The sequence below is a fragment of the Bacillus sp. M5A3_1b genome (genome assembly GCF_053345335.1).
On sequence record NZ_JBKEZY010000003.1, the window covers coordinates 515,687 to 538,387 of the forward strand.

Here is a 22,701-nt window from a genome sequence, read left to right on the forward strand (position 1 = left end):
TTCAAAACGTATTCTACACAGTATTAATGAAGATTTAAGGAAACTTACATTTTATTAACATAGGTCTTACCACTACTGTAACATAAAAAGCAAGCTATCAGTAGAAATCTGTCCTACAAATAGCTTGCTTTTCTCGTTTTTTTAAGTAAGTTTTACTATCCAATGAATGGCATAAACATCGGTATGACAACTACAGTTACAACCCCAACTACTGTTACAGCAATACTTGCCATAGCTGCCTCTACTTCACCCATTTCAATTCCTACTGCCACTCCTAATGCGTGACCTGCTGTTCCAAGTGCTAAACCTTTTGCAATTGGATGTTTTACTCTAAATGTTTTTAAGAATAATGCTCCTAATGCGTATACAATAACTGCGTTAAAAATAACTGCAAACGATGTAATTGCTGGTATACCACCAATACTTTCAGAGATTGGTAATGCAATTGCTGTTGTCGCTGCTTGTGGTAACATTGAATTCATTACTGCTGTATCTAAACCAATTGCTTTTGCAACAATAAACACGACAATTACTGAGCAAATAGATCCAACCACGATAGCCGATAAAATTTGCCACCAATATTTTTTTAACTTATCCACTTGTTTATATAATGGAATTGCAAACGCGATTGTTGCTGGTTCTAAGAAGAAGCTAATCATTTTTCCGCCAGTATTATATTCTTCAAAAGTAACGTTACCTACTTTTAGAAAGACAATCCCTAATACCATCGCTACAAATAATGGTGTGAATAAGAAGAATCCTTTTGAATGCTTAAATAATAATGTTCCGATTCCGTATGCGATTAATGAAACGACGATTCCGAAATATGGAGTCATTGTGCTTGCCATGTTCATTCCCTCCTAGCAATATATACTAAATTGGTTACGCAACTTTTCCGTGCTTGCGTCCTTTATTTACTACTTTCAATTCTTTCGTATCTTCTATTTCTTTATCGTCTTTTCCTAAAATAAATTGTGCAAATAATCCTGTTACAGCGAGTAAAATAATTGTTGCGACAACGATTACAGTTAAAATTTGTACAAAATATTGTCCCATTACACCGAGAGAATTAATAACCGAAATACCTGATGGAACGAAAAGGAATCCGATAATACCTGTTAAAGCCGTTCCGAGTGATTCAACTTGTTCCAATTTAATAACTTTTAAACATAATAGGCTAAATAAAATAACTAATCCGATCACCGATGAAGGCATCGGAATTGGTAAATGCGTTGCAATAATATTAGAAACTAACATAATAGCTGAAAATATGAATGCTTGTGATAAGAAACTATATACTTTTTTCGTACTCATTTTGGCCACCTCTTTCGATTTGGTACCTTTATTGTATAAGATAAAAACAAAACTGTAAGCGTTTGCATATCGGAACGTCAAATATACAAAATTAGTTACAAAAATAGGCAGATGAAATGCAAAAAGCTACTTCTTAAATACGAAGTAGCTTTTTGAGTTCTTTTGCATATGTACGGCTAACAGGTACTTTTGATCCTTCTTTCATAATTAAATTATATGTAGAATTGAACCATGGTTGTATTTCCGTAATATGATTAATATTTGCAATAAAACTGCGATGGACACGCATAAAACTTGCTTGTGGCAACTTCTTTTCCAAAATTACAAGTGTATCGTGTGTTACATACGTTTCTCTCATTGTTTTTACTGTCACTTTTCCATCCACAAGGCCTACATATATAATATCTTCAATATTCACAAGTACAATCGATTCCTCAATTGGTAATGCTAATTTATGCATCTCGGTCGTTACGTCTACACTCTTTACCTCTTGATTTGTTTCTAATTTTATTTGTTTTTGCTTTTTATATTTCTTTAATGTCTGTACGATACGTTCTTCATCAAATGGTTTTAAAATGTAGTCTAACGCGTCTACTTCAAATGCTTGCAATGCATATTGATCATAGGCAGTAGCAAACACAATTGCAGGGGGATTTTTCATCTTCTTTAATATATTTGCGATTTCAAATCCGTTATCATCAGATAGCTGAATGTCTAGGAAAACAATATCTGGTTTGTTTTTCATTAATTCCTCTAATGCATCCTCTACACAATCCGCCTCACCAATTATCTCTACTTCTTTCGTTTGCTCTAATAAATACTTCAATTCATCACGTGCTAACATTTCATCGTCAACTACTAATACTTTTAACACTCCGTTCTTCCTCCCCTATTTTTTTAGGAATAACAAAAGTAATCTCTGTCCCCTCATTTAATTCACTTTCAATTTGAAGCATTGTCTCTTTCCCAAATAACCCGATAAGTCGTTCATTAATATTATATAAAGCTGTTCCAGTCCCTTTCTTTGACGACACTACCATTTTTCCTAATTGTTCTAAGCGTTCTTCCTCAATTCCTTGTCCATTATCTTTTACTTCGAAGTGAACCATGCCCCCTTTTTCAAAAACATGCACTTCTACTTCGCATACTGGCTGTTTCTTCGGAAAAGCATGTCGCAACGCATTTTCAACCAACAGTTGAAGAACAAATGGTGGTACTAATGTTGTCTTTAACTCTTCCTCAATATACATCTTTACCTCATACTTATTTGGGAATCTTGCTTGTTCTAGTGATAGGTATGCCTGTACATGGTTTAATTCTTGTTCTAGTGGAATCAACAACTGACGTGCCCCTTGCAAATTACAACGGAAATACACGCTAAGCTGCAATAATAACTTCCTTGCCTTTTCTACATCTGTTCGGCATAAAGCTGATACGGTATTAATTGCATTAAATAAAAAATGCGGATTGATTTGTGCTTGTAACGCTTTTATTTCGGCATCTTGCAATAACTTACTTTGTAACTCTGCTTCACCTAACTCAAGCTGCGTGGAAAATATTTTTGCTAATCCTTCTGCAAGTTCCTCTTCAACACGACTTAACTGGTTAGGGTTCTTGAAATACAGTTTTAATGTCCCTATCGTATTTTCATGTGAAGTTAATGGAATAACAATAGCTGCTTGCAAAGGACAGCCTTCATGTTGGCAATTAATAACCTCACGTGATTTCGCTTTCATTATTTTCCCTGTATGTAAAACCTCTTTCGATAAACCTGTTATTAAACTGTGTGAAGGAATATGATGATCTGATGCCAATCCAACGTGAGCTAATATTTTCTCTGTATCTGTTAAGGATACCGCATCTGTTCCCGTAAAGCGGTGAATAATTTGTGCCACATGTTTACAAGACTCTTCTGTTAACCCCCTGCGAAAATACGGTAATGTCTTATCAGCAATTCGTAATACTTTATGCGTTTGCAGAGCTTTCGCGTTTTCTTCCTGACGCAAAATAGCTTGTATCATTGAAAGTAAAATAAAACTTCCGAAACTATTTACAAGGATCATTGGTATCGCAATTGTTTTCACGATACTAATTCCATCCTCTACGATTAATAAGATCATAATCATTTCTAAAGAAACGATAAACACGCTTAAAATCGCTGAAAATTTAGGCGTAATTGCACGATTATATTTTTTGAAAATGTGTCCAATATACCCAGTTATAACACCTGCTAAAATTGAAGAGATTGCACAACTTAGCGCTGTCGTCCCGCCAAGCATATAACGGTGAATACCAGCAATCGATCCTACTCCAATTCCGACGATAGGACCACCAAGCAATCCACTAATTCCAACACCCATAATACGTGTATTCGCAATTGTACTAGATGACGAAACACCTTGTAGCCAATTTTCATTCATAATTGTATTCCCCGCAATTTCAATTCCCGTGTAATTGCTGACAATTGTAAACACTGAAAAAATACAAATAAGCTTAAGCTTATCTACATATCCATCTTGTCTATGAAGAAGGCGCCTGAACGTTCTAATATGAGAAAGTAAAAATCCTAAAATAACAATAAGTCCGACACGTTCAATCATCATAAGTACTAAATTTAGCATCTGTGATTCATTCCTTTTTATATGAGTTAGTTTTATTATGGGAAAATAATGAAGTGGGCGTCAAGAAGAATGCAATATCTTTTGAAATATTTTACACATAACTATCCCCTCTTTATTTGACAACCTAATAGAAGAGTGCTAAAAATAAAGTAATATAATACAGTCCTTTAACCCAACCCCGTGAGGTTGAGAAGGAAGTCGGAATATACTATACGTATGGTCTTTTTTAGAGATACGTATGCTTTTTTGGCCTTCTCATCATATCAGGTGAGAAGGCCTTTTGTTATTCTTCCATAGCGACTGTAGAAGAAAATAAGGAGGAGTAATGATGAACGTTACTACTGATGTACAATCAACAACAGAGGAAACGAAGGAGAAAAGATATAAAACATTGTTTGGTTCTGCGCTAGGATATGCAGCAGAAGGTTTAGATATGTTGCTCTTATCTTTCGTACTCGTCTACATTTTAAAAGAATTTCATTTAAGCCCTGTTGAAGGTGGAAACTTAACATTAGCTACCACAATAGGAATGCTAATCGGGTCTTATTTATTCGGATTTATTGCTGATTTATTTGGGCGTATCCGTACGATGGCCTTCACAATCTTACTATTCTCACTCGCAACAGCACTTATTTATTTCGCAACAGATTATTGGCAATTATTAATTCTTCGCTTTTTAGTTGGAATGGGGGTTGGTGGTGAATTCGGTATTGGAATGGCCATCGTAACTGAAACATGGTCTAAAGAAATGCGCGCTAAGGCGACATCCGTTGTTGCACTTGGATGGCAATTTGGCGTACTAGTCGCTTCACTCCTTCCAGCATTTATCGTCCCACATTTTGGATGGAGAGCTGTTTTCTTATTTGGACTCATTCCCGCTTTATTAGCTGTTTACGTCCGCAAAAGTTTAAGTGAACCGAAAATATGGGAACAAAAACAACGATACAAAAAAGAATTGTTACAAAAAGAAGCTGAAGGTAATTTAACAACTACCGAGGCAGAACAACTAAAGCAAATGAAAAAGTTCCCACTTCGAAAGTTATTTGCCAATAAAAAAGTAACGATAACAACAATCGGTCTTATTATTATGTCATTCATCCAGAACTTCGGATATTATGGAATTTTCACATGGATGCCAACTATTTTAGCGAATAAATATAACTACACATTAGCAAAAGCGAGCGGTTGGATGTTCATCTCTACAATCGGCATGCTAATTGGAATTGCAACTTTTGGTATTCTAGCCGATAAAATTGGCCGCCGTAAAACTTTTACAATCTATTATGTCGGTGGTACTATATACTGTCTCATTTACTTCTTCTTATTCACAGACCCAACATCATTGTTATGGGGAAGTGCACTACTTGGATTCTTTGCCAATGGCATGATGGGGGGATTCGGAGCTGTTTTAGCTGAAAACTACCCTGCTGAAGCTCGCTCGACAGCCGAAAACTTTATTTTCGGTACAGGACGTGGGTTAGCTGGATTTGGACCTGTTATTATCGGCTTACTTGCTGCAGGTGGTAATTTAATGGGAGCACTATCTCTCATCTTCATTATTTATCCAATCGGTTTAGTTACAATGCTATTATGTGTCCCAGAGACAAAAGATAAAGTATTAGAATAGATTGAAACTGTACAGGGTACTATCTCCTTCGAGAAAAGTAGTTAAATAAATAGTAAAGAGGAAGCATCTCAAATGAAATGCTTCCTCTTCTTATATAAATACAATTATTTATTTTGATTTACTAGCTTTTTGGAACAAGAAGGAAGTTTTCTCTTCTTCTTTTACAATACCTTGTTTTAAGGCTAATTCCCCTGCAACTTTAGGCGCTAGCCATAGCATCGGGAATAACAGAATAGATACCGGAACAGCCGTCACTACAATGAAGGATTGTAAGGCGTTAATACTTCCCTCACCCATATATAAAAGAATCGCCGCAACTGCGCCCATAATAAGCGACCAAAAAACTCGCAAACTAATTCTAGGATCTCCATCTCCAGTCACTGCCATTGAAATTGAATAAGCCATTGAATCTCCTGTTGTCACTACAAATAAAATTGTTAATAAAAGAAATGCAGGTCCAATAATATTAGATAGTGGCAGTTGCTCTGTAATTGCAATCATAGCCGCTGGCATACCAGATTCACTTAATGCCACCGAGATAGAACCAGGATTCATTAACTCATAAAACACACCTGATCCCCCTAGTATAGTAAACCAAAACGTTGTAATAATAGGCGCAATAATGCCTATTGCAACGATGATTTCTCGGATTGTTCTTCCTCTTGAAATTCGGCTCACTAAAATTGCCATCATCGGTCCATATCCAATAAACCATCCCCAGAAAAAGATTGTCCACGATCCTAACCAAGCTGTATCACCACGATATGTGCTCATTGGAATAAATTCATTTATATAAAATCCAAACGAAGACACAAATGAATCGATAATAAATCCACCAGGTCCAAACAGTAATACGAATACCATTAATAAAACTGCTAACCTAACATTTAAATTACTTATAATTTGAATCCCTTTGTCAATTCCCGTTACCGCAGATATAGTAGAAACAGCTACTACACAAACAATAATGGCTAATTGAGTAGTAAACACATCAGGAATGTTAAACAATGCTTGTAACCCATAACTTGCTTGTAGTCCTAAAAATCCGATTGGACCAATCGTCCCTGCAGCTACCGCAATAATAGCAAATACATCGATCATTGTTCCAAGCCAACTCTTTCGCAATTTCTCCCCAAAGATAGGATATAAAAGCGTTCGAGGTTTTAACGGCATATCTTTATGATAATGCCCGTACATCATAACTACTGCACTAATTGTACCTAAAATCGTCCAAGCCAGGAAACCCCAGTGCATATAACTTTGTGCCAAAGCAGGCATTACCGCTTCTTTCGTCCCAGCAGTTATACCTTCATGTATTGGTGGCACCGTCATCAAATGGTACATCGGCTCTGCGGCTGCCCAAAAAACGCCACCTCCAGCAAGTAATGTAGACATAATAATAGCGAGCCATTTTGTCGTACTAATCTCAGGTTTTTCTAGCCCCCCAAGTTTAACTCTCCCATATTTCGAAAATGCCATACACATTGCAACAACAAATGTACCAATTAATAAAACTTGCCAAAAGGCACCAAAATATTTAATTGAAGCTGCAAAACTGCTATTAATGACTCCCTCTACGTAACTTTTATTTAAAATAACTGCAATTACAAATAATAAAAGTGAGCCACCACTAATAAGAAATACAGGCCAATCCGTTTTTCGACTCTTCATTCTCATTTACACTTCCTCCTTCCTCAGCAATCTAAAAAAACAACTTTATTATGTTTTATTGTTTACATCCAAAACACAATGATTATATAAGCATAATAATTCATCAATTTTCTACACACTTATGTTGTCCCTAAAAATATGCTAAATCCCTTATTTAAAAGAAAATTTCTATTCCTATTACATAAAAAAGCAAAACAAAAGACCTTATATTTCTATAAGGTCTTCGAAACAGAAATTTGATTATAACATAAGGAACTCCTTGGTTCAAAAAGCTCCTTCCAAAAATAACCGAGAGTAAAGGCTTCCATTTGCTACGTAACAGTAATTAAAAAAAATTATAATTTGCATAAAAAACTATACTAAATATTATTTATGAAAGAAATTTGGCTTCAAAATTTCATTCGGATACGGTTTATGATAAATATGGGTGGTAGCTGGGGATAATGGTGGAATGAGCCACACCCAATTGCCCGTTACAACACGACCACAAGCTACTTCTTGCTTCTCAAATTGTTGAAATTGTTGTGCAGCAGTATGATGGTCAACAATACTAACTCCTTGTTTTTTAAAAGAATGTAAAACAGCCACGTTTAATTCAATTAGCGCCTTGTCTTTCCATAACGTACCGTTTCTCGATGTATCAAGCTTCATCATCTCCGCAACAGCCGGCAGTAAATTATAACGATCATGATCCGCTAAGTTACGAGCCCCAATCTCCGTCCCCATATACCATCCATTGAACGGAGCAGCTGTATAGGAAATACCGCCAATTTCTAAGCGCATATCTGAAATCATTGGAACCCCATACCATTTTGCTCCTAAAGATGAGATTGGGTACTCTGGATGTTCAATTGGTACCTCTTTCACTTCTTTTTTTGGAATTTCTTTATATACAGGTTCTTTTCCATCGACAGAAAAAACAAGTGGCAATACATCGAAATTCGTACCTTCTCCTTGCCAGCCAAGTTCCTGGCAAAAATCCGTAAACGCAGTGGAATGAGAGTCCCCAATCACTCCCATTTCTGTTTTATACCCTGCATACCGAATCAATTGGTGATTATAAATTCGTATATTATTTTCTTCACCTTGATATTGCTTAAAAATTGTAATTGTCGGTTTAACTTTCCCATCGTTCGTTGCATATTTAATATGATGAATTAATGCGTTGTATACACCTTCCTCATCATTTACTTCACGTGCATCTAATATGTGCATCTTACTCCAAAATAGTCTTCCGATACATCGATTACTATTGCGCCATGCCATTCGTGATCCATGAACAAGTTCTTCAAATGTATGCTCATACGTCCCCGTCTTCTCTATCTCAACTTGAATTTCTTTTATTCTCTCTTCTATGAATTGTTCTTTATTAAGCTCTTTATAGCAAACCGTAATAAAATGACTCGCTTCCTCTATTAATTGTTTCGTTTTACTCATAAACGATCTCCTTCTATTTCAACAAAACGTTACTACTTTACAGTATAAGCAAAAAGAATAAGAGTCACAAATGAAAGTCGAAGTGTTACTTTTATTGTAATATTTTTCAGAAAATTAAAGAGATTACTATTGACTTGTATAAAAAATAGGTGTATTTTTGACTCAGGTAAATTATTTTTACCTAGACCAACTTTTTTAATAAGGAAGGAGGGAATGTTATGTCTTCATTTCAATTGCCAAAGCTTTCATATGACTATGATGAACTAGAGCCATATATCGATAGCAACACACTTTCTATTCATCATGGAAAGCACCATGCGACATACGTAAATAACTTGAATGCCGCTTTAGAAAACTATACGGAATTGCATAATAAATCTTTAGAAGAGTTACTATGTAATTTAGCAACTTTACCAAAAGAAATTGTTACAGCTGTCAGAAATAACGGTGGTGGTCACTATTGTCATAGTCTGTTTTGGGAAGTAATGAGCCCGCGAGGTGGCGGTGAGCCTAATGGAGACGTTGCAAAAGTAATTGATTATTATTTCAATACCTTTGACAACTTAAAAGATCAACTTTCCAAAGCAGCTATTAGTCGTTTTGGAAGTGGCTATGGATGGCTTGTTCTGGACGGTGAGGAACTTTCCGTTATGAGTACATCCAATCAAGATACACCTTTGCAAGAAGGTAAAATTCCATTACTCGTCATCGATGTATGGGAACATGCCTATTATTTAAAGTATCAAAATCGGCGTCCAGAATTTGTTACCAACTGGTGGCATACGGTGAACTGGGACCGGGTAAATGAAAAGTATTTACAAGCAATTCAATCACAAACACATTAGTCGTGCGTATAAGGTAAATTTGGTAATGTAAAATTAGTATTGTCGAAATCCTCCAGAATCCCCTGGATTGCCACCGGGGGATTTATGATTATTTCATTGCATGTATGTAATAACGTAATACTTGTTCTATTTTTATTTTCAATTCTCGGAACGGGAAGCCTAATTTACTAGCTTTTCCATTATGTAATGTACAATTAATCACTTCATTATAAGGCGCTACATTATCTCCTACTTCTTGAACGCGTGCTTTTATTCCCGTATTTTCTTCTATGAAATGAATAACTTCTCGAGTAGAAACTACCCCGTTGCTACAAGCATTAATTGGCCCTTCTATGTCCTTCATCCCGCACCAAGCTAAAAATTCTCCTGCTTCTTTTTCATGTATAAATGACAACTCTCCATCTAGATCATTCACGGCGACAGGTTCTTGCCTCACAATATGTTCAACGTAAAATTGTAACCTTTTCGTATAATCGTTTTCTCCAATAACAACTGGAAAACGTACTGCAACAACTGGGAATGTTGCTTGTTGAAATGAAACCGCTTCGGCTAATCTCTTTCCTTCACTATAATTGAAGTCATTTCTATCCCCATACGTAATAGCATACTCGTACGGATTAAAGTTCTCTTCTAACAAGCCTAGTGTTGGCTCGTAAACAGCCATTGAAGATGTCATAATGTATTTCTTCGTTTTTCCTCGTAACACTTCACATACTATCTTCGCCGCATTCGAGCTATAGCATAAATTATCGTATACGATATCATAACTTTTATCTTCTAGACGCTCAGCTAGTTGTTTTTCGTCTTCTCTATCTACAATCAATCTGTTTACTACACTTCCAAAAGAATCTTCAGTAATGCCTCTCGTCGCAATCGTTACATCGTGTCCATCTTGCAAAAGTGCTTCTACTAAATGTTTACCAAAAAATCTTGTTCCCCCTAGCACCAATACTTTTTTCAACTTCATCATCCCCATTTCGATAAAATGTAAAATAATACCTCTCTATTATAACTACTCATATAGAAAAAGCATGGAATTCGTTTAACGATTCCATGCTTTTCTGCAGAAAATATATTAACGTACTCGATATTTATAAATACAATAACAGAAGTATAAAATAGAAATTACGGATACATAAACCCATAGTTCATATACGAATCCCTCTCCCCATACTCCCATAAAATAAAAGAGTGAAGGCAACGTCAATGTTACCCATGATTGTACGAAGGCAATTCTTCCAAGATATTGATTGATATTCTTCTTTTGTGTATTTAATACAAAGAATAAATACCAAAGTAATGCCCACATAAACCACGTTAATGCATTAACAACATCGTGAAATTGAACAAATGAAACGACCATATAGAATAAAGCAATAATTGCTACCCAAATACAGAACCATCCTAGACCACTACTATCCATTCCCTTTATAAAAGTAACACCTACATATAAATAGGTTAATCCAAATAAGAAAGTAGCTGCATATGAATATACCGTCCAATTGCTTTGATCAGAAATCATAATCAAATAGAACGGAATGATAATTTGTAATGCCCCCACAAATAAATTAAAAACACCTGCGCTTTTCATCTCTGCTTTTCCTAATATAACAAGACTATTTAAAAATAAAGCTGCACCTGAAAGTAATAATCCTACATAACCCATATATATTCGTATGAAAATCTTATCTTTTCACACTTTTAACCTCCCCACACTTTAAAGTGATACCTATATTATTTTTCTTCCCATTTAAAACTACATACATAATTTTTCATCCAAATAAGTCAGACTTCCTACCTTAAAAAAGAGCAAACTTAAAACGCTTTCAATAATAAATAACCCTATCAAAATATGCAATAGGATTCCTTGATTATAAACGGACTCTAACAAGGATACAAGTGTTGGAATACTTTTCAATCATACGTTTTTAATTTCTATAAAAAATGAATAGAATGATACATTTTCCCTATCTCATTCTACTAATGCCTAGCATAAAATATAGTATAATCATATCATTTTAAGGAAGGTTTGATATTTATGCCTCTTCATTATCCAAATCAACCTGTTTTTCACTCCACAGGTGTATTAACAAGAGAGCCTGCAACTGTTTCAGCAGTAGTAAACATTGTAAATTTAGATGCATTTTACGCACACTATGTAAGTATAGAGGTTTGGGATTGGTCTAACTATTCTAATCCTGTAAAATTACCTGTACTAATTGGTGAAAATGCGGAAGTAGTATTTCCATATATTTTACAAGGGAACAACTTAGCAGTTTTTTATGCTGATTTAGGTGACGCTGTTGACTTGTATGAAATTCGTATTTCTTATCCTAGCCACTCCAATATTATCGCAAATTGTTTTGGACGAAGCATACCGCCATACGCAAGCCAAGAAGGTAATACCGTATATCATAAACAACTCGTTCGAATTCATTAAGTTCTCTTTCCAAATCACCAATTTATAAAAGCATTCAATAGATTAAATTCCTATTGAAGTGCTATGGTCAGTAATAGTTTTCTTTTCCTCAACGAAAACTATTACTGACCTTTGGTTCCTTTATTATACATAAATACAATAAAAATAAAGTATCCTCCTTAAATCATTTGATAGCCATTTTTATTATTTACCTGCCATCTCCAAGAATCTAAACACATTTCTTCTACTCCATATTCCGCTTCCCATCCTAATTCTCGCTTTGCTTTAGATACATCAGCAAAACATATCGCTACGTCCCCAGGACGACGCCCGATAATTTTATAAGGTATTTTTTTGCCCGAAACCTTCTCAAAAGCATTAACCATCTCCAATACACTATACCCTTTCCCTGTACCAAGGTTATATGCATCTATTCCTGTAGTTTCAAGCACTTTCTCAAGTGCCTTTACATGTCCTTTTGCAAGGTCAACAACGTGAATATAATCACGAACACCTGTCCCGTCTTTTGTTGGATAGTCATTTCCAAATATATTTAATTCCTTTAACTTCCCTACCGCTACTTGTGTTACATATGGCATTAAATTATTCGGAATCCCATTTGGATCTTCTCCAATACGACCACTTTGATGCGCCCCAAATGGGTTGAAATAACGAAGTAACGCGATACTCCATTCACCATCAGCTTTTGCAACATCACGCATAATTTGCTCTATCATTAACTTTGTTTGCCCATATGGATTTGTCACGCTTAATGGAAATTCTTCCGTAATTGGTGATGTTTTTGGAATTCCATATACAGTTGCGGACGAACTAAAAATAAATTTTTTCACATTATGTTTTTGCATTACATCACATAATATAATCGTACTTATAATATTATTATAATAATATGTAAGCGGAATTGTAGTAGATTCCCCAACTGCTTTGAAGCCAGCAAAATGAATAACTGCTTCAATGTTATTTTCCAAAAAAATCTCATTCATTTTTTCACGATTTAAAACACTTTCATTATAAAATTTAAATTGTTTCCCTGTTATTTCTTTTACTCGGTTTAAAGACTCTATTGAACTATTTGAAAGATTATCTACGACTATAATTTTATAATTATTATTTAATAATTCTATACACGTATGACTACCAATATATCCTGCTCCACCCGTTATAAGTATCGCCATATATATAGTCCCCCACTTATCATCAATTATAAAATTTTATAATCTCAATACACATCTATCCTATCATATTCCAAGGTATAAATTCTAAATATTTTAAATTTTCTTTTATACAAAAAGCTACATAACCTTTAAGTTATGTAGCTCTTCAACATCTATATTTTTCTATATCATTTTTTATTACCCAAAAATTTTAGTAAGAGCTATCCAAACGTTCTGATTTGTTAAATTACGTAACAATATACACTTAAAAAGTGTGCTAGGCTTCCTAATAATACGAAAACATGAAAAATTTCATGGTGCCCCATATATTTAAACTCCAACCATTTTGGCTTAGCACCGTAAATAAACCCACCAATTGTATAAAAAATACCTCCAAGTACTAAGAAAAGGATACCTCCTGTACTTAAATTCTCAGCTAGCGGTGCAAAGAATAGAACAATTAACCAACCCATCAGAAGATAAATTCCTGTCGATAACCACCTTGGGCAATTAAACCAAAACATTTTAAAAACAATACCACAAATCGCAGTTGCATAAACTAAACAAAATAGTAGTAAACCATTTGCCGAACTTAATGTAATTAAGCAAAAGGGTGCATATGTACCTGCAATTAATATAAAAATCATAGAATGATCTAACTTCCTAAAGAAATAAATAACACGTTCACTGGCTACAACACTATGATACACAGCTGATGCCATATAAAGGACCATCATCCCAATACCGAATAAAATAACAGCTGTAATTGCAGCAAAAGATGGCATCTTAACAGAAACTTTCACAAGCATAGCTAATAATGCAATAAATGCTAATACAGCTCCTCCTAAGTGAGTAAATGCATTAACCGGTTCTCTTACATAAGCATTCATATAAACACCCCTCATATAATTACATGTAGTTTTCATAACTACATGTAATTATATACACATTATTTATACTAGTCAACATTTACAATTCACTTGTTTCGTAATACCATATTTAAAGATATACTAAACATTCAGTTCCACTAAGTTATAAAAGTGAGGGGTTTTACGTGGAAAATATAAATAAATTACTTGAATCATTACATTTAGAAAAAAATATTAAACTTGAGGATATCCCAAATGTCGACTTATATGTAGACCAAGTTGTTCAACTATTTGAGAATACTTATGCGGATTCAACAAGAACTGATGATGAAAAAGTATTAACAAAAACAATGATTAACAATTACGCAAAAGGGAAACTATTCATCCCTATTAAAAATAAAAAGTATTCAAAAGAGCATATGATTCTAATTGGCTTGATTTACCAATTAAAAGGAGCCCTTTCCATTAATGACATAAAAAGTTCCTTAGAAAATATAAATGTACCTTTACTAAACGATGATACATTCGAATTAAATACTCTCTATAAAGATTATCTTGCTCTTACTGAAACCAATGTGGAAACCTTTAAACAGGACGTAAATAACCGTATTAGGGAAGTAAATGAGATTTCCTCCTTAGAAGATCAAAAGCTAGAAAAGTTTTTATTACTAACATCCTTCGTGACGATGAGTAATATGTACAGACGATTGGCAGAGAAGTTAGTGGACGATTTAAAAGAATCGTAAATAAAAAAACTATCCACCTGTTACAGGTGGATAGTTTTTTTATTTACTTAATTGCTTCATGGACTTTTAATTGTTTCCCTTTAATCGTTGTAGTTTTCATGGTCTTTAAAACAATTGGTCCTTTTCCATTTAATATTTCAACGTAAGAAACATTGTCCTGTATCGTAATAATTCCTATATCTTCTGCTGTAACACCTTTAATTTTAGCAATTGTGCCGACAAAATCTACCGCTCTAATTTTCTTTTTCTTCCCACCATTAAAGTACAGCTTCATAATCCCTTTGTTTAAGTCTGCACTTTTATCTTTCTTTATAATTGGTTTAGCATGTATTTTTTCCTCAAATACTGCCTTCCCTTTCATAACCTCTTCTTTTGAAGGTGCATATGCCTTTGGAATTTCAAAGCCGATGTACGCCTCAATTTCTTCTAAAAATCTATCTTCATACGGAGTTATGAATGTAATAGCTTTTCCTTTATTGCCAGCTCGTCCCGTTCTTCCCGTACGATGTACATAACTTTCTTTTTCTAACGGAATATCATAGTTAATAACATGTGTAATATTATCAATATCAATTCCTCTAGCAGCTACGTCTGTCGCTACTAAATAACGGAACTTTCCTTTTCTAAAATCGTCCATAACTTCAAAACGATCTTCTTGCACCATACCACCATGTATTTTGTCACAAGGATAGTTAACACGGTTTAACTGTCTAAATACGTGATCTACATTTTCTTGTGTACGGCAAAAAATAATACAACTATCTGGATTCTCAATTGTTGTTACATCTTTAAGAAGTGAAAGCTTCTCCTCTTCTCTCGTCTCAAAAAGTGTATGTTCAATTTTGTCTGTGGTAATCCCGGCAGCCTTAATTTCAATATGCGTTGGCGAATCCATATACGTACGGGATAACTTTTCAACATCTTCTGGAAGTGTTGCCGAAAATAGCATTGTCATTCGCTTTGTAGGTAATTCATCAATAATTGCCTCTACTTGATCAATAAAGCCCATATTTAGCATTTCATCTGCTTCATCAATGACTAAATACTTCAGACATTCTAAAGAAAGGGTACCTTTTTCAATATGATCTAACACACGGCCAGGAGTCCCCACTACGATATGTGTCTTTTGTTTTAACTCTAATTTTTGACGTGCAAATGGAGACTTACCATAAACGGCCGCAGCCTTAATTCTTTTGAAGCGGCCTATATTCGTAATATCTTCTTTCACTTGAACAGCAAGTTCTCTCGTCGGCGTCAAAACTAATGCTTGTGGCTTATTCTCTTCCCATTCCACCATTTCACAAAGTGGAATACCGAATGAAGCTGTTTTTCCACTTCCAGTTTGCGATTTTACAACAAGATCCTTCTTTTTCAATGCAACTGGAATAACCTCTCCTTGCACTTCTGTTGGATTTTCGTAGCCTAAACCAGTAAGTGCTCTTACAATTTCTTTACTTAATGCATAATTAGTAAAGCTTTTTTTATTCATATATTAACCTCATTTTATTCTGTATTATTTTCTTCTTTATCGTTTCCTATCACTGAATTATCATGTAGATACTATCACCTTATTCATTATACTTGAAACCTCACATAAAAAGGCAAATCGTGCAAGATTCATCTTTTTATATAGGAATAAACAAAAGGTTTCTTTATTCCGAAAAAAATTTTAGAAATATTATTTCAGAATAAAAATAACCTCCGTCATTCCATCTAATGTTCAACTAAATGATAATGCCTTTTCTTTTTAATGTTTGCCTTCAATAAAATAGTTGTTATCACTGACAACACTCCTATCTAGATTCTAATAAACGAACAATAAGGATAGAAAAATGTTTTAAATTCGCTTTTAACACTATTCCATCATATATATACTCTGTTTTTAAAAAAAATGTTAAGAAATACTTTGACTTCTTCATAAAAATGATGTAAATTATCCTATGGACGAACGTTTTTAATTAATAGAAATAAAATATTCGTATTTTAGGGGTGTAAATGATGGAAAACGTATTTGACTATGAAGATATTCAATTAATTCCTGCAAAATGTATTGTGAACAGCCGCTCTGAATGTGATACAACTGTCACTTTAGGTAAACATAAATTTAAATTACCTGTCGTACCTGCAAATATGCAAACGATTATTGATGAAAGAATTGCAACTTATTTAGCTGAAAACAATTACTTCTATATCATGCATCGTTTCCAGCCAGAGAAACGTATCTCATTTATTAGAGATATGCAATCACGTGGATTAATCGCTTCTATTAGCGTTGGTGTAAAAGAGGACGAATATGAATTCGTACAACAATTAGCTGCTGAGCAACTTACACCTGAATACATCACGATTGATATTGCACACGGACATTCTAATGCTGTAATCAACATGATTCAACATATTAAAAAGCATTTACCAGAAAGCTTCGTTATCGCTGGAAACGTTGGAACTCCAGAAGCGGTAAGAGAATTAGAAAACGCTGGTGCTGACGCAACAAAAGTCGGTATTGGACCTGGTAAAGTTTGTATTACTAAAATTAAAACAGGCTTTGGAACTGGCGGTTGGCAACTAGCTGCACTTCGCTGGTGTGCAAAAGCTGCAAGTAAGCCAATTATCGCTGACGGTGGTATTCGTACACACGGCGACGTAGCTAAATCTATTCGATTTGGGGCGACTATGGTTATGATCGGTTCTCTATTCGCTGGTCATGAAGAGTCTCCAGGGGAAACAATCGAAAAAGACGGCAAACTTTATAAAGAGTACTTCGGTTCAGCTTCTGAATTCCAAAAAGGTGAGAAGAAAAACGTTGAAGGTAAGAAAATGTTCGTTGAGCATAAAGGTTCTTTAGAAGATACTTTAATCGAAATGGAACAAGATCTTCAATCTTCTATCTCTTACGCTGGTGGAACAAAATTAGATTCAATTCGTACTGTAGATTATGTAGTCGTGAAAAACTCTATTTTCAACGGGGATAAAGTATATTAATTTTTAAATTTAACTCGAAGGACAAGCATTTTTATGCTTGTCCTTCTTTTTCATATATAGAAATATAAAATATTTTCATTTTACTGAATTTTCTAGTATCATGTTTTTAGATACTTATAATAAGGGGGATATAACAAATGAAAAATGTAATTGAGAAACGCCATATTCGCGCAGAAGTCCCTACTGAACTAACATGGGACCTCTCTGATTTATTCGAATCTGATAAAGATTGGGAAACTACATTACGTGTATTAACAGACGATATAAAAAAACTTGATGCGTTTAAAGGACAATTACACACTAGCCCCACTACCTTATTACATTGCCTACTTTTAGAAGAAGAGCTTTTAATGAAGTTAACAAAACTATACTCCTATGCAAATTTAAAAGAATCAACTGATCGTACAAATCCAGTTATTCAAGCGAACTCTTCCAAAATTTCTGCTTTATGGACGAAAGTACATACTGCACTATCCTTTATCCATAATGAAATCCTCTCATTCGATGAAGGAACAATTGAAAAGTATTTACACGAAGAAACAAAACTCGAACCTTTCCGTAAATCATTACTAGACATCCTACAAAAAAGGCAGCACACGCTCTCTCCTGAAACAGAAGAAGCTCTTGCTGCACTTGGCGAAGTACATAATTCTCCATACAAAATTTACGGTATGACTAAATTAGCCGATATGGATTTTACCTCCATACAAGACGAACAAGGAAACGAACTCCCTGTATCATTTGCATTATTTGAAAGCAAATATGAGTTCTCTCCAAGCGCAGACATACGTAGAAAAGCATACTCATCATTTGTTTCCACCTTGAAACGATATAAGAATACAGTGGCAACAACATATGCTACTGAAGTAAAAAAACAAGTAACACTCTCTCGTTTACGCAAATTTGAATCTGTTACTCATATGCTTTTAGAACCTCAAAAAGTTCCACTTGAAATGTATAACAATCAACTTAATATTATTTATAAAGAATTAGCGCCTCATATGCGCCGTTTTGCAGATTTAAAAAAGAAAGTATTAGGACTCGATCAAATGCTGTTCTGCGACTTACATGCACCTTTAGATCCCGAATTTAATCCAACCATCACATACAAGGAGGCTGGTAAATTAATTCAAGATTCTTTAAAGGTATTAGGCGATGAATATAGTTCCATTATCGAAAAAGGATTCAAAGAAAGATGGGTTGATCTTGCAGATAACGTAGGCAAATCCACCGGAGCATTTTGTTCAAGCCCATATGGCTCTCATCCATATATTTTAATTACATGGCAAAATACGATGCGTGGATGCTTCACATTAGCACATGAATTTGGCCATGCTGGTCATTTTTATTTAGCAAATAAAAACCAGCGTATCATGAATGTACGTCCATCTATGTACTTTGTTGAAGCACCATCTACAATGAATGAATTACTATTAGCCCAGCATTTATTAGCGACTACTGACGACAAGAGAATGCGCAGATGGGTGATTCTGCAACTCCTCGGCACATATTATCATAACTTTGTTACTCACTTACTTGAGGGAGAATATCAAAGAAGAGTATATACGCTAGCAGAAGAAGGAGAAGCACTTACAGCTACAACTTTAACTGAAATAAAAACAAATGTACTTTCGACATTCTGGGGAGATTCTGTAGAAATTGACGAAGGTGCTGGCTTAACTTGGATGCGCCAACCTCATTATTATATGGGCTTATATTCTTATACCTATTCCGCAGGCCTCACTGCATCTACTGCGGTAGCCCAAATGATTAAAGTGGAAGGGCAACCTGCCGTTGATCGCTGGTTAGATGTCCTTCGCGCTGGTGGTACGATGAAACCACTTGAATTAATGAAACATGCCGGAGTCGATATGTCAAAACCAGATGCAATCCGCAGGGCTGTTTCTTACGTCGGTTCCTTAATTGATGAATTGGAACGCTCTTATCAAGAATAAAAAATAAGCCCTCGCTTTATGAGGGCTTGTTTCATATTTATTTTCCAAATCTTTTACGGTATCCACATTTCCTACATAGCTCTTCTACTGCAACTCTTTTCGAAAATCCATCGACAATATTTGTTGCTCTTTCACCTTCTATAATATTAGAAAATGAGTCATTATTAATATTCCCAAGGTTAATAATCCCTTCACCATCTAAACAACAAGGAATAACCGTTCCGTTCGCTAAAATACCAGCTTGATTTCGAAGACCATGACAGAATCCTTTTCCGTCATCCTCTTCTTCATGTAATGCCGGCCACTGAAATTCATAGTCTTGATTAATAAAGACACGTTCCGCAATTTTTATACCTTTTCCTGGTGTAAGCTTCTCTTCGATTTGATAAGATAGGCCAAACTCATTTTCAATGATGGATAATAAATCTCTATTTTTCTGGATTTCAGCATTTGTTTTATTATCCTGAGTTAAATTCCATAAACGTAGTGAAACAATTAAATCCGATTGACTTGTCGCCTCTCTAATGAAGGAAAGTATACTCCTTACATAACCTTCTTTATCTTGCGAACCTGGATGCCCATCAAAACTGTGCAGTGAAAAATTCATTTGTCTTAAAGCAGGCTTATTTAACAGTCTATGCCTTCTCTTATTAATTAACGTTCCGTTCGTTGTAATATTAACTTTAAACCCTTTTTCATGGCTCAAATCTAACAGTTGATCTATTTTTGGATGGAGTAATGGCTCACCCTTCACGTGCAAATAAATGTAGTCTGTGTGAGGTTTAATTTGGTCTAATCTTTTAGCAAAATCCTCCACAGAAATGAATTGCTTCTGCCTTTCCGTCGGCGGACAAAAGCTGCACGCAAGATTACATACACTCGTAATCTCCAAGTAAAACTTTTTAAACTTCTTCACCTTTAATTCCTCACTTCTATGACTACTTATACTTTTTCCTCTTCATATTACAACACACTTTTTTATAAATAGAAACATACTTATTTTAGGAAACCTTCGTACTACCTATTAATGTTTAAAAGACCATCGGTGTTTTTTTCCAATGGTCTTTTTTTATACAAAAAGGAATTTTATTTATGATACGGTTCTCCACGATTAATACGAAACGCTCTATACACTTGCTCAAGCAATACTAATCGCATTAATTGGTGTGGTAATGTCATCTTTGAAAAAGAAAGAGATTCGTTTGAACGCTTCATTACTTCTGAACTTAGTCCAAGTGATCCACCAATTACAAAGGCAACTTTACTCTTCCCATATGTAGCAAGACGATCTAAGCTTATTGCAAATTCTTCTGATGATTTTTGCTTTCCTTCTATCGCTAACGCAATGACATGCGTATCGTCAGAAATTTTATCCAGTATACGTATACCTTCTTTTTCTTTTACAATTAACATTTCTGCTTCACTTAAATTTTCTGGCGCCTTTTCATCTGGCAATTCAATTACTTCTACTTTTGCGTATGCAGATAATCGTTTTAAGTATTCTGCTATACCTTGTTTTAAATATTTTTCTTTTAATTTCCCAATTGAAATAATCGAGATATTCACACTCATTCCCCACCTTACAAACATGTTATCCACATAACTTATCCACATATCCACAATTATTACCCACATATTGTGTGAGAATCTGTGTTCGATACAACATATGTCGCCTCATTTTGACAAAATTCACATGTTTTTTTCTCTTTTCCTGAGTTATCCACATTGTTGATAACTGGTGCAACTTCACACTCATCCACAATAATATCTAAAGCTAATTCAACATGTTCTAAACAACAAGGTAAATTCATATTCTTCACCTCACTTTTCTACAATAGAAAACAGGAGGTAGGCCCTCCTGTTTTTAATACTTTTGAATGCCTAGTTTAACCGTTGTTGTTGCTCGTTTTGTACCACGATAAAACGTAAGAGTCATTTTATCATTAATTTTTTTATCATATAAGGCCGTACGGAATCCAATAATATCGCGAACCGGTTTTCCATCTACTGCTACAATCACATCGTGTTCTCGTAAACCAGCATCTACACCTGGCGAAGGACTTTTCACATCTAAAATGCAAACTCCCTCTGTTACATTGCTTGGTAAATGCAATGTTTTTGACCAATGGTAATTTGGAATCTCATTTAACGATCTAAGTTCAATTCCAACATACGGTCTCCTTACTTTTCCGTACTTCTCTAATTCATTCATAATTGGAACAGCTCTAGTAACTGGAATAGCTAGTCCAATTCCTTCTACTTCTTTTGCTGCAATTTTCATTGAGTTAATGCCAATTAATTGACCTGCCGCATTTACAAGCGCACCACCACTATTACCTGGATTAATTGCTGCGTCTGTTTGCAATACTTCTACTTGCCAATCGTAATGTCCATCTTGATCCAAATCTACAGGAACAATACGTTCCTTAGCTGAAATAATGCCTTGTGTAACGGTTCCTGAAAATTGCAGCCCGAGTGGGTTTCCAATCGCAATGACCGGTTCTCCTCTACGAACAGTATTAGAATCGCCAATCTCAATTATTTTTTTCACATGCTTTGCATCTATTTCTAGTACAGCCAAATCTGTGACTACATCCGTTCCTAATACTTTTCCAGGAACCTTCTTACCATCACTTAAACTTACTTCAATACGATTCGCTCCAGCAACAACATGATTATTCGTTACAATATAAGCTTGGCCATCTGCTTTTTTATAAATTACACCCGATCCTGTACCAGCTTCTGAATCTGCCTCTGAAAAATTATCTCGTTGAATATTAATAACGCCAACAACAGCTTCAGACGCACGATCAACAGCATCAACAAAGCTAATCTGTTTAATTCCTTGAGCTTCGGCCATATTACTTCCACTTGCTTCAGCTTGCGGAAGCGCGCCCGCATCATTCGCAAATAAAGGAGCTCCAAATGCAAATAACGAAGCTCCTACAATTGTTCCTGCTATGCTAGAAATAACAATACCTTTATGCTTCTTTTTTCTTGCACGTTTCATACGATAATTTTCTTCATCAATAAAGGACAT

21 protein-coding genes are annotated in these 22,701 nt (G+C 34.9%); 6 read left to right on the forward strand and 15 right to left on the reverse strand.

Annotated elements, in window-relative coordinates; translation table 11 throughout:
• Window positions 1-155: 155 nt before the first annotated feature.
• From lrgB to lytS, 4 genes are all read right to left on the reverse strand, one after another.
• Window positions 156-848, reverse strand: a complete 693-nt coding sequence (gene lrgB, locus ACLBWW_RS12250; protein ID WP_048542818.1) for an antiholin-like protein LrgB — start codon at window positions 846-848, stop codon at window positions 156-158.
• 34 nt (window positions 849-882) lie between these two features.
• Window positions 883-1,314 (reverse strand): antiholin-like murein hydrolase modulator LrgA, encoded by a 432-nt coding sequence (gene lrgA, locus ACLBWW_RS12255; RefSeq protein WP_000104908.1) that lies wholly within the window; start codon window positions 1,312-1,314, stop codon window positions 883-885.
• A gap of 133 nt (window positions 1,315-1,447) precedes the next feature.
• Entirely contained in the window at window positions 1,448-2,188 is a 741-nt protein-coding gene (locus ACLBWW_RS12260) for a LytR/AlgR family response regulator transcription factor (RefSeq protein WP_048542820.1), read from the reverse strand.
• Window positions 2,166-3,935: a two-component system sensor histidine kinase LytS gene (gene lytS / locus ACLBWW_RS12265; protein WP_048542822.1), complete on the reverse strand. Its 1,770-nt coding sequence runs from the start codon at window positions 3,933-3,935 to the stop codon at window positions 2,166-2,168. The genes ACLBWW_RS12260 and lytS overlap by 23 nt, the downstream gene beginning before the upstream one ends.
• Before the next feature lie 328 nt (window positions 3,936-4,263).
• Here lytS and ACLBWW_RS12270 point away from each other — a divergent pair, with 328 nt between their 5' ends.
• A complete protein-coding gene (locus ACLBWW_RS12270; protein WP_048542823.1) occupies window positions 4,264-5,562 on the forward strand; it encodes an MFS transporter in 1,299 nt (432 codons plus the stop codon).
• A 108-nt stretch (window positions 5,563-5,670) separates the two neighbouring features.
• Here ACLBWW_RS12270 and ACLBWW_RS12275 read toward each other — a convergent pair whose 3' ends face one another.
• A complete protein-coding gene (locus ACLBWW_RS12275) occupies window positions 5,671-7,239 on the reverse strand; it encodes a BCCT family transporter (protein WP_048542824.1) in 1,569 nt (522 codons plus the stop codon).
• Between the two features lie 360 nt (window positions 7,240-7,599).
• On the reverse strand, window positions 7,600-8,670 hold the full coding sequence (locus tag ACLBWW_RS12280) for a nitric oxide synthase oxygenase (protein WP_097906578.1): 1,071 nt from the start codon (window positions 8,668-8,670) through the stop codon (window positions 7,600-7,602).
• 218 nt (window positions 8,671-8,888) lie between these two features.
• Here ACLBWW_RS12280 and sodA point away from each other — a divergent pair, with 218 nt between their 5' ends.
• Window positions 8,889-9,515, forward strand: a complete 627-nt coding sequence (gene sodA / locus ACLBWW_RS12285) for a superoxide dismutase [Mn] (protein ID WP_048542828.1) — start codon at window positions 8,889-8,891, stop codon at window positions 9,513-9,515.
• An 88-nt stretch (window positions 9,516-9,603) separates the two neighbouring features.
• On the opposite strand, the gene ACLBWW_RS12290 is transcribed toward sodA, so the two are convergent.
• Together ACLBWW_RS12290 and ACLBWW_RS12295 are read right to left on the reverse strand one after the other, a co-directional pair.
• Window positions 9,604-10,485, reverse strand: coding sequence for an NAD-dependent epimerase/dehydratase family protein (locus ACLBWW_RS12290; protein ID WP_088110473.1), 882 nt, complete (start codon window positions 10,483-10,485; stop codon window positions 9,604-9,606).
• Window positions 10,486-10,590: 105 nt separating this feature from the next.
• The gene (locus tag ACLBWW_RS12295) at window positions 10,591-11,181 is read right to left on the reverse strand and encodes an AmiS/UreI family transporter (RefSeq protein ID WP_000542569.1); all 591 of its coding nucleotides are present in this window, start codon (window positions 11,179-11,181) and stop codon (window positions 10,591-10,593) included.
• Window positions 11,182-11,553: 372 nt separating this feature from the next.
• Here ACLBWW_RS12295 and ACLBWW_RS12300 point away from each other — a divergent pair, with 372 nt between their 5' ends.
• Window positions 11,554-11,955 carry a hypothetical protein gene (locus ACLBWW_RS12300; RefSeq protein WP_001128273.1) on the forward strand — a complete coding sequence of 134 codons (402 nt, stop codon included), beginning with the start codon at window positions 11,554-11,556 and terminating at the stop codon, window positions 11,953-11,955.
• 158 nt (window positions 11,956-12,113) lie between these two features.
• On the opposite strand, the gene galE is transcribed toward ACLBWW_RS12300, so the two are convergent.
• Both galE and trhA read right to left on the reverse strand, forming a co-directional pair.
• Complete coding sequence (gene galE / locus ACLBWW_RS12305; RefSeq protein ID WP_048542832.1) at window positions 12,114-13,130, reverse strand: UDP-glucose 4-epimerase GalE; 1,017 nt, start codon at window positions 13,128-13,130, stop codon at window positions 12,114-12,116.
• A gap of 221 nt (window positions 13,131-13,351) precedes the next feature.
• The gene (gene trhA / locus ACLBWW_RS12310; RefSeq protein WP_000995371.1) at window positions 13,352-13,999 is read right to left on the reverse strand and encodes a PAQR family membrane homeostasis protein TrhA; all 648 of its coding nucleotides are present in this window, start codon (window positions 13,997-13,999) and stop codon (window positions 13,352-13,354) included.
• A gap of 164 nt (window positions 14,000-14,163) precedes the next feature.
• Here trhA and ACLBWW_RS12315 point away from each other — a divergent pair, with 164 nt between their 5' ends.
• Window positions 14,164-14,724, forward strand: a complete 561-nt coding sequence (locus ACLBWW_RS12315; protein WP_048542834.1) for a DUF1836 domain-containing protein — start codon at window positions 14,164-14,166, stop codon at window positions 14,722-14,724.
• A 43-nt stretch (window positions 14,725-14,767) separates the two neighbouring features.
• Here the strand turns inward: ACLBWW_RS12315 and ACLBWW_RS12320 are convergent, their stop codons facing one another.
• Window positions 14,768-16,213: a DEAD/DEAH box helicase gene (locus tag ACLBWW_RS12320; protein WP_046958612.1), complete on the reverse strand. Its 1,446-nt coding sequence runs from the start codon at window positions 16,211-16,213 to the stop codon at window positions 14,768-14,770.
• 509 nt (window positions 16,214-16,722) lie between these two features.
• On the opposite strand from ACLBWW_RS12320, the gene guaC reads away from it, so the two are divergent.
• Window positions 16,723-17,706, forward strand: a complete 984-nt coding sequence (gene guaC / locus ACLBWW_RS12325; RefSeq protein WP_000432444.1) for a GMP reductase — start codon at window positions 16,723-16,725, stop codon at window positions 17,704-17,706.
• Between the two features lie 137 nt (window positions 17,707-17,843).
• Window positions 17,844-19,661: an oligoendopeptidase F gene (gene pepF / locus ACLBWW_RS12330; protein ID WP_048542838.1), complete on the forward strand. Its 1,818-nt coding sequence runs from the start codon at window positions 17,844-17,846 to the stop codon at window positions 19,659-19,661.
• A gap of 37 nt (window positions 19,662-19,698) precedes the next feature.
• Here pepF and ACLBWW_RS12335 read toward each other — a convergent pair whose 3' ends face one another.
• The 4 genes from ACLBWW_RS12335 to ACLBWW_RS12350 all read right to left on the reverse strand — a co-directional run bounded on the left by ACLBWW_RS12335 (window position 19,699) and on the right by ACLBWW_RS12350 (window position 22,701).
• Window positions 19,699-20,577, reverse strand: coding sequence for a radical SAM/SPASM domain-containing protein (locus tag ACLBWW_RS12335; RefSeq protein WP_000713629.1), 879 nt, complete (start codon window positions 20,575-20,577; stop codon window positions 19,699-19,701).
• 170 nt (window positions 20,578-20,747) lie between these two features.
• Window positions 20,748-21,227 carry a 23S rRNA (pseudouridine(1915)-N(3))-methyltransferase RlmH gene (gene rlmH, locus ACLBWW_RS12340; RefSeq protein ID WP_001027000.1) on the reverse strand — a complete coding sequence of 160 codons (480 nt, stop codon included), beginning with the start codon at window positions 21,225-21,227 and terminating at the stop codon, window positions 20,748-20,750.
• 59 nt (window positions 21,228-21,286) lie between these two features.
• Window positions 21,287-21,472 carry a CxxH/CxxC protein gene (locus ACLBWW_RS12345; RefSeq protein ID WP_001052831.1) on the reverse strand — a complete coding sequence of 62 codons (186 nt, stop codon included), beginning with the start codon at window positions 21,470-21,472 and terminating at the stop codon, window positions 21,287-21,289.
• A gap of 53 nt (window positions 21,473-21,525) precedes the next feature.
• Window positions 21,526-22,701, reverse strand: coding sequence for a S1C family serine protease (locus ACLBWW_RS12350; protein ID WP_048542840.1), 1,176 nt, complete (start codon window positions 22,699-22,701; stop codon window positions 21,526-21,528).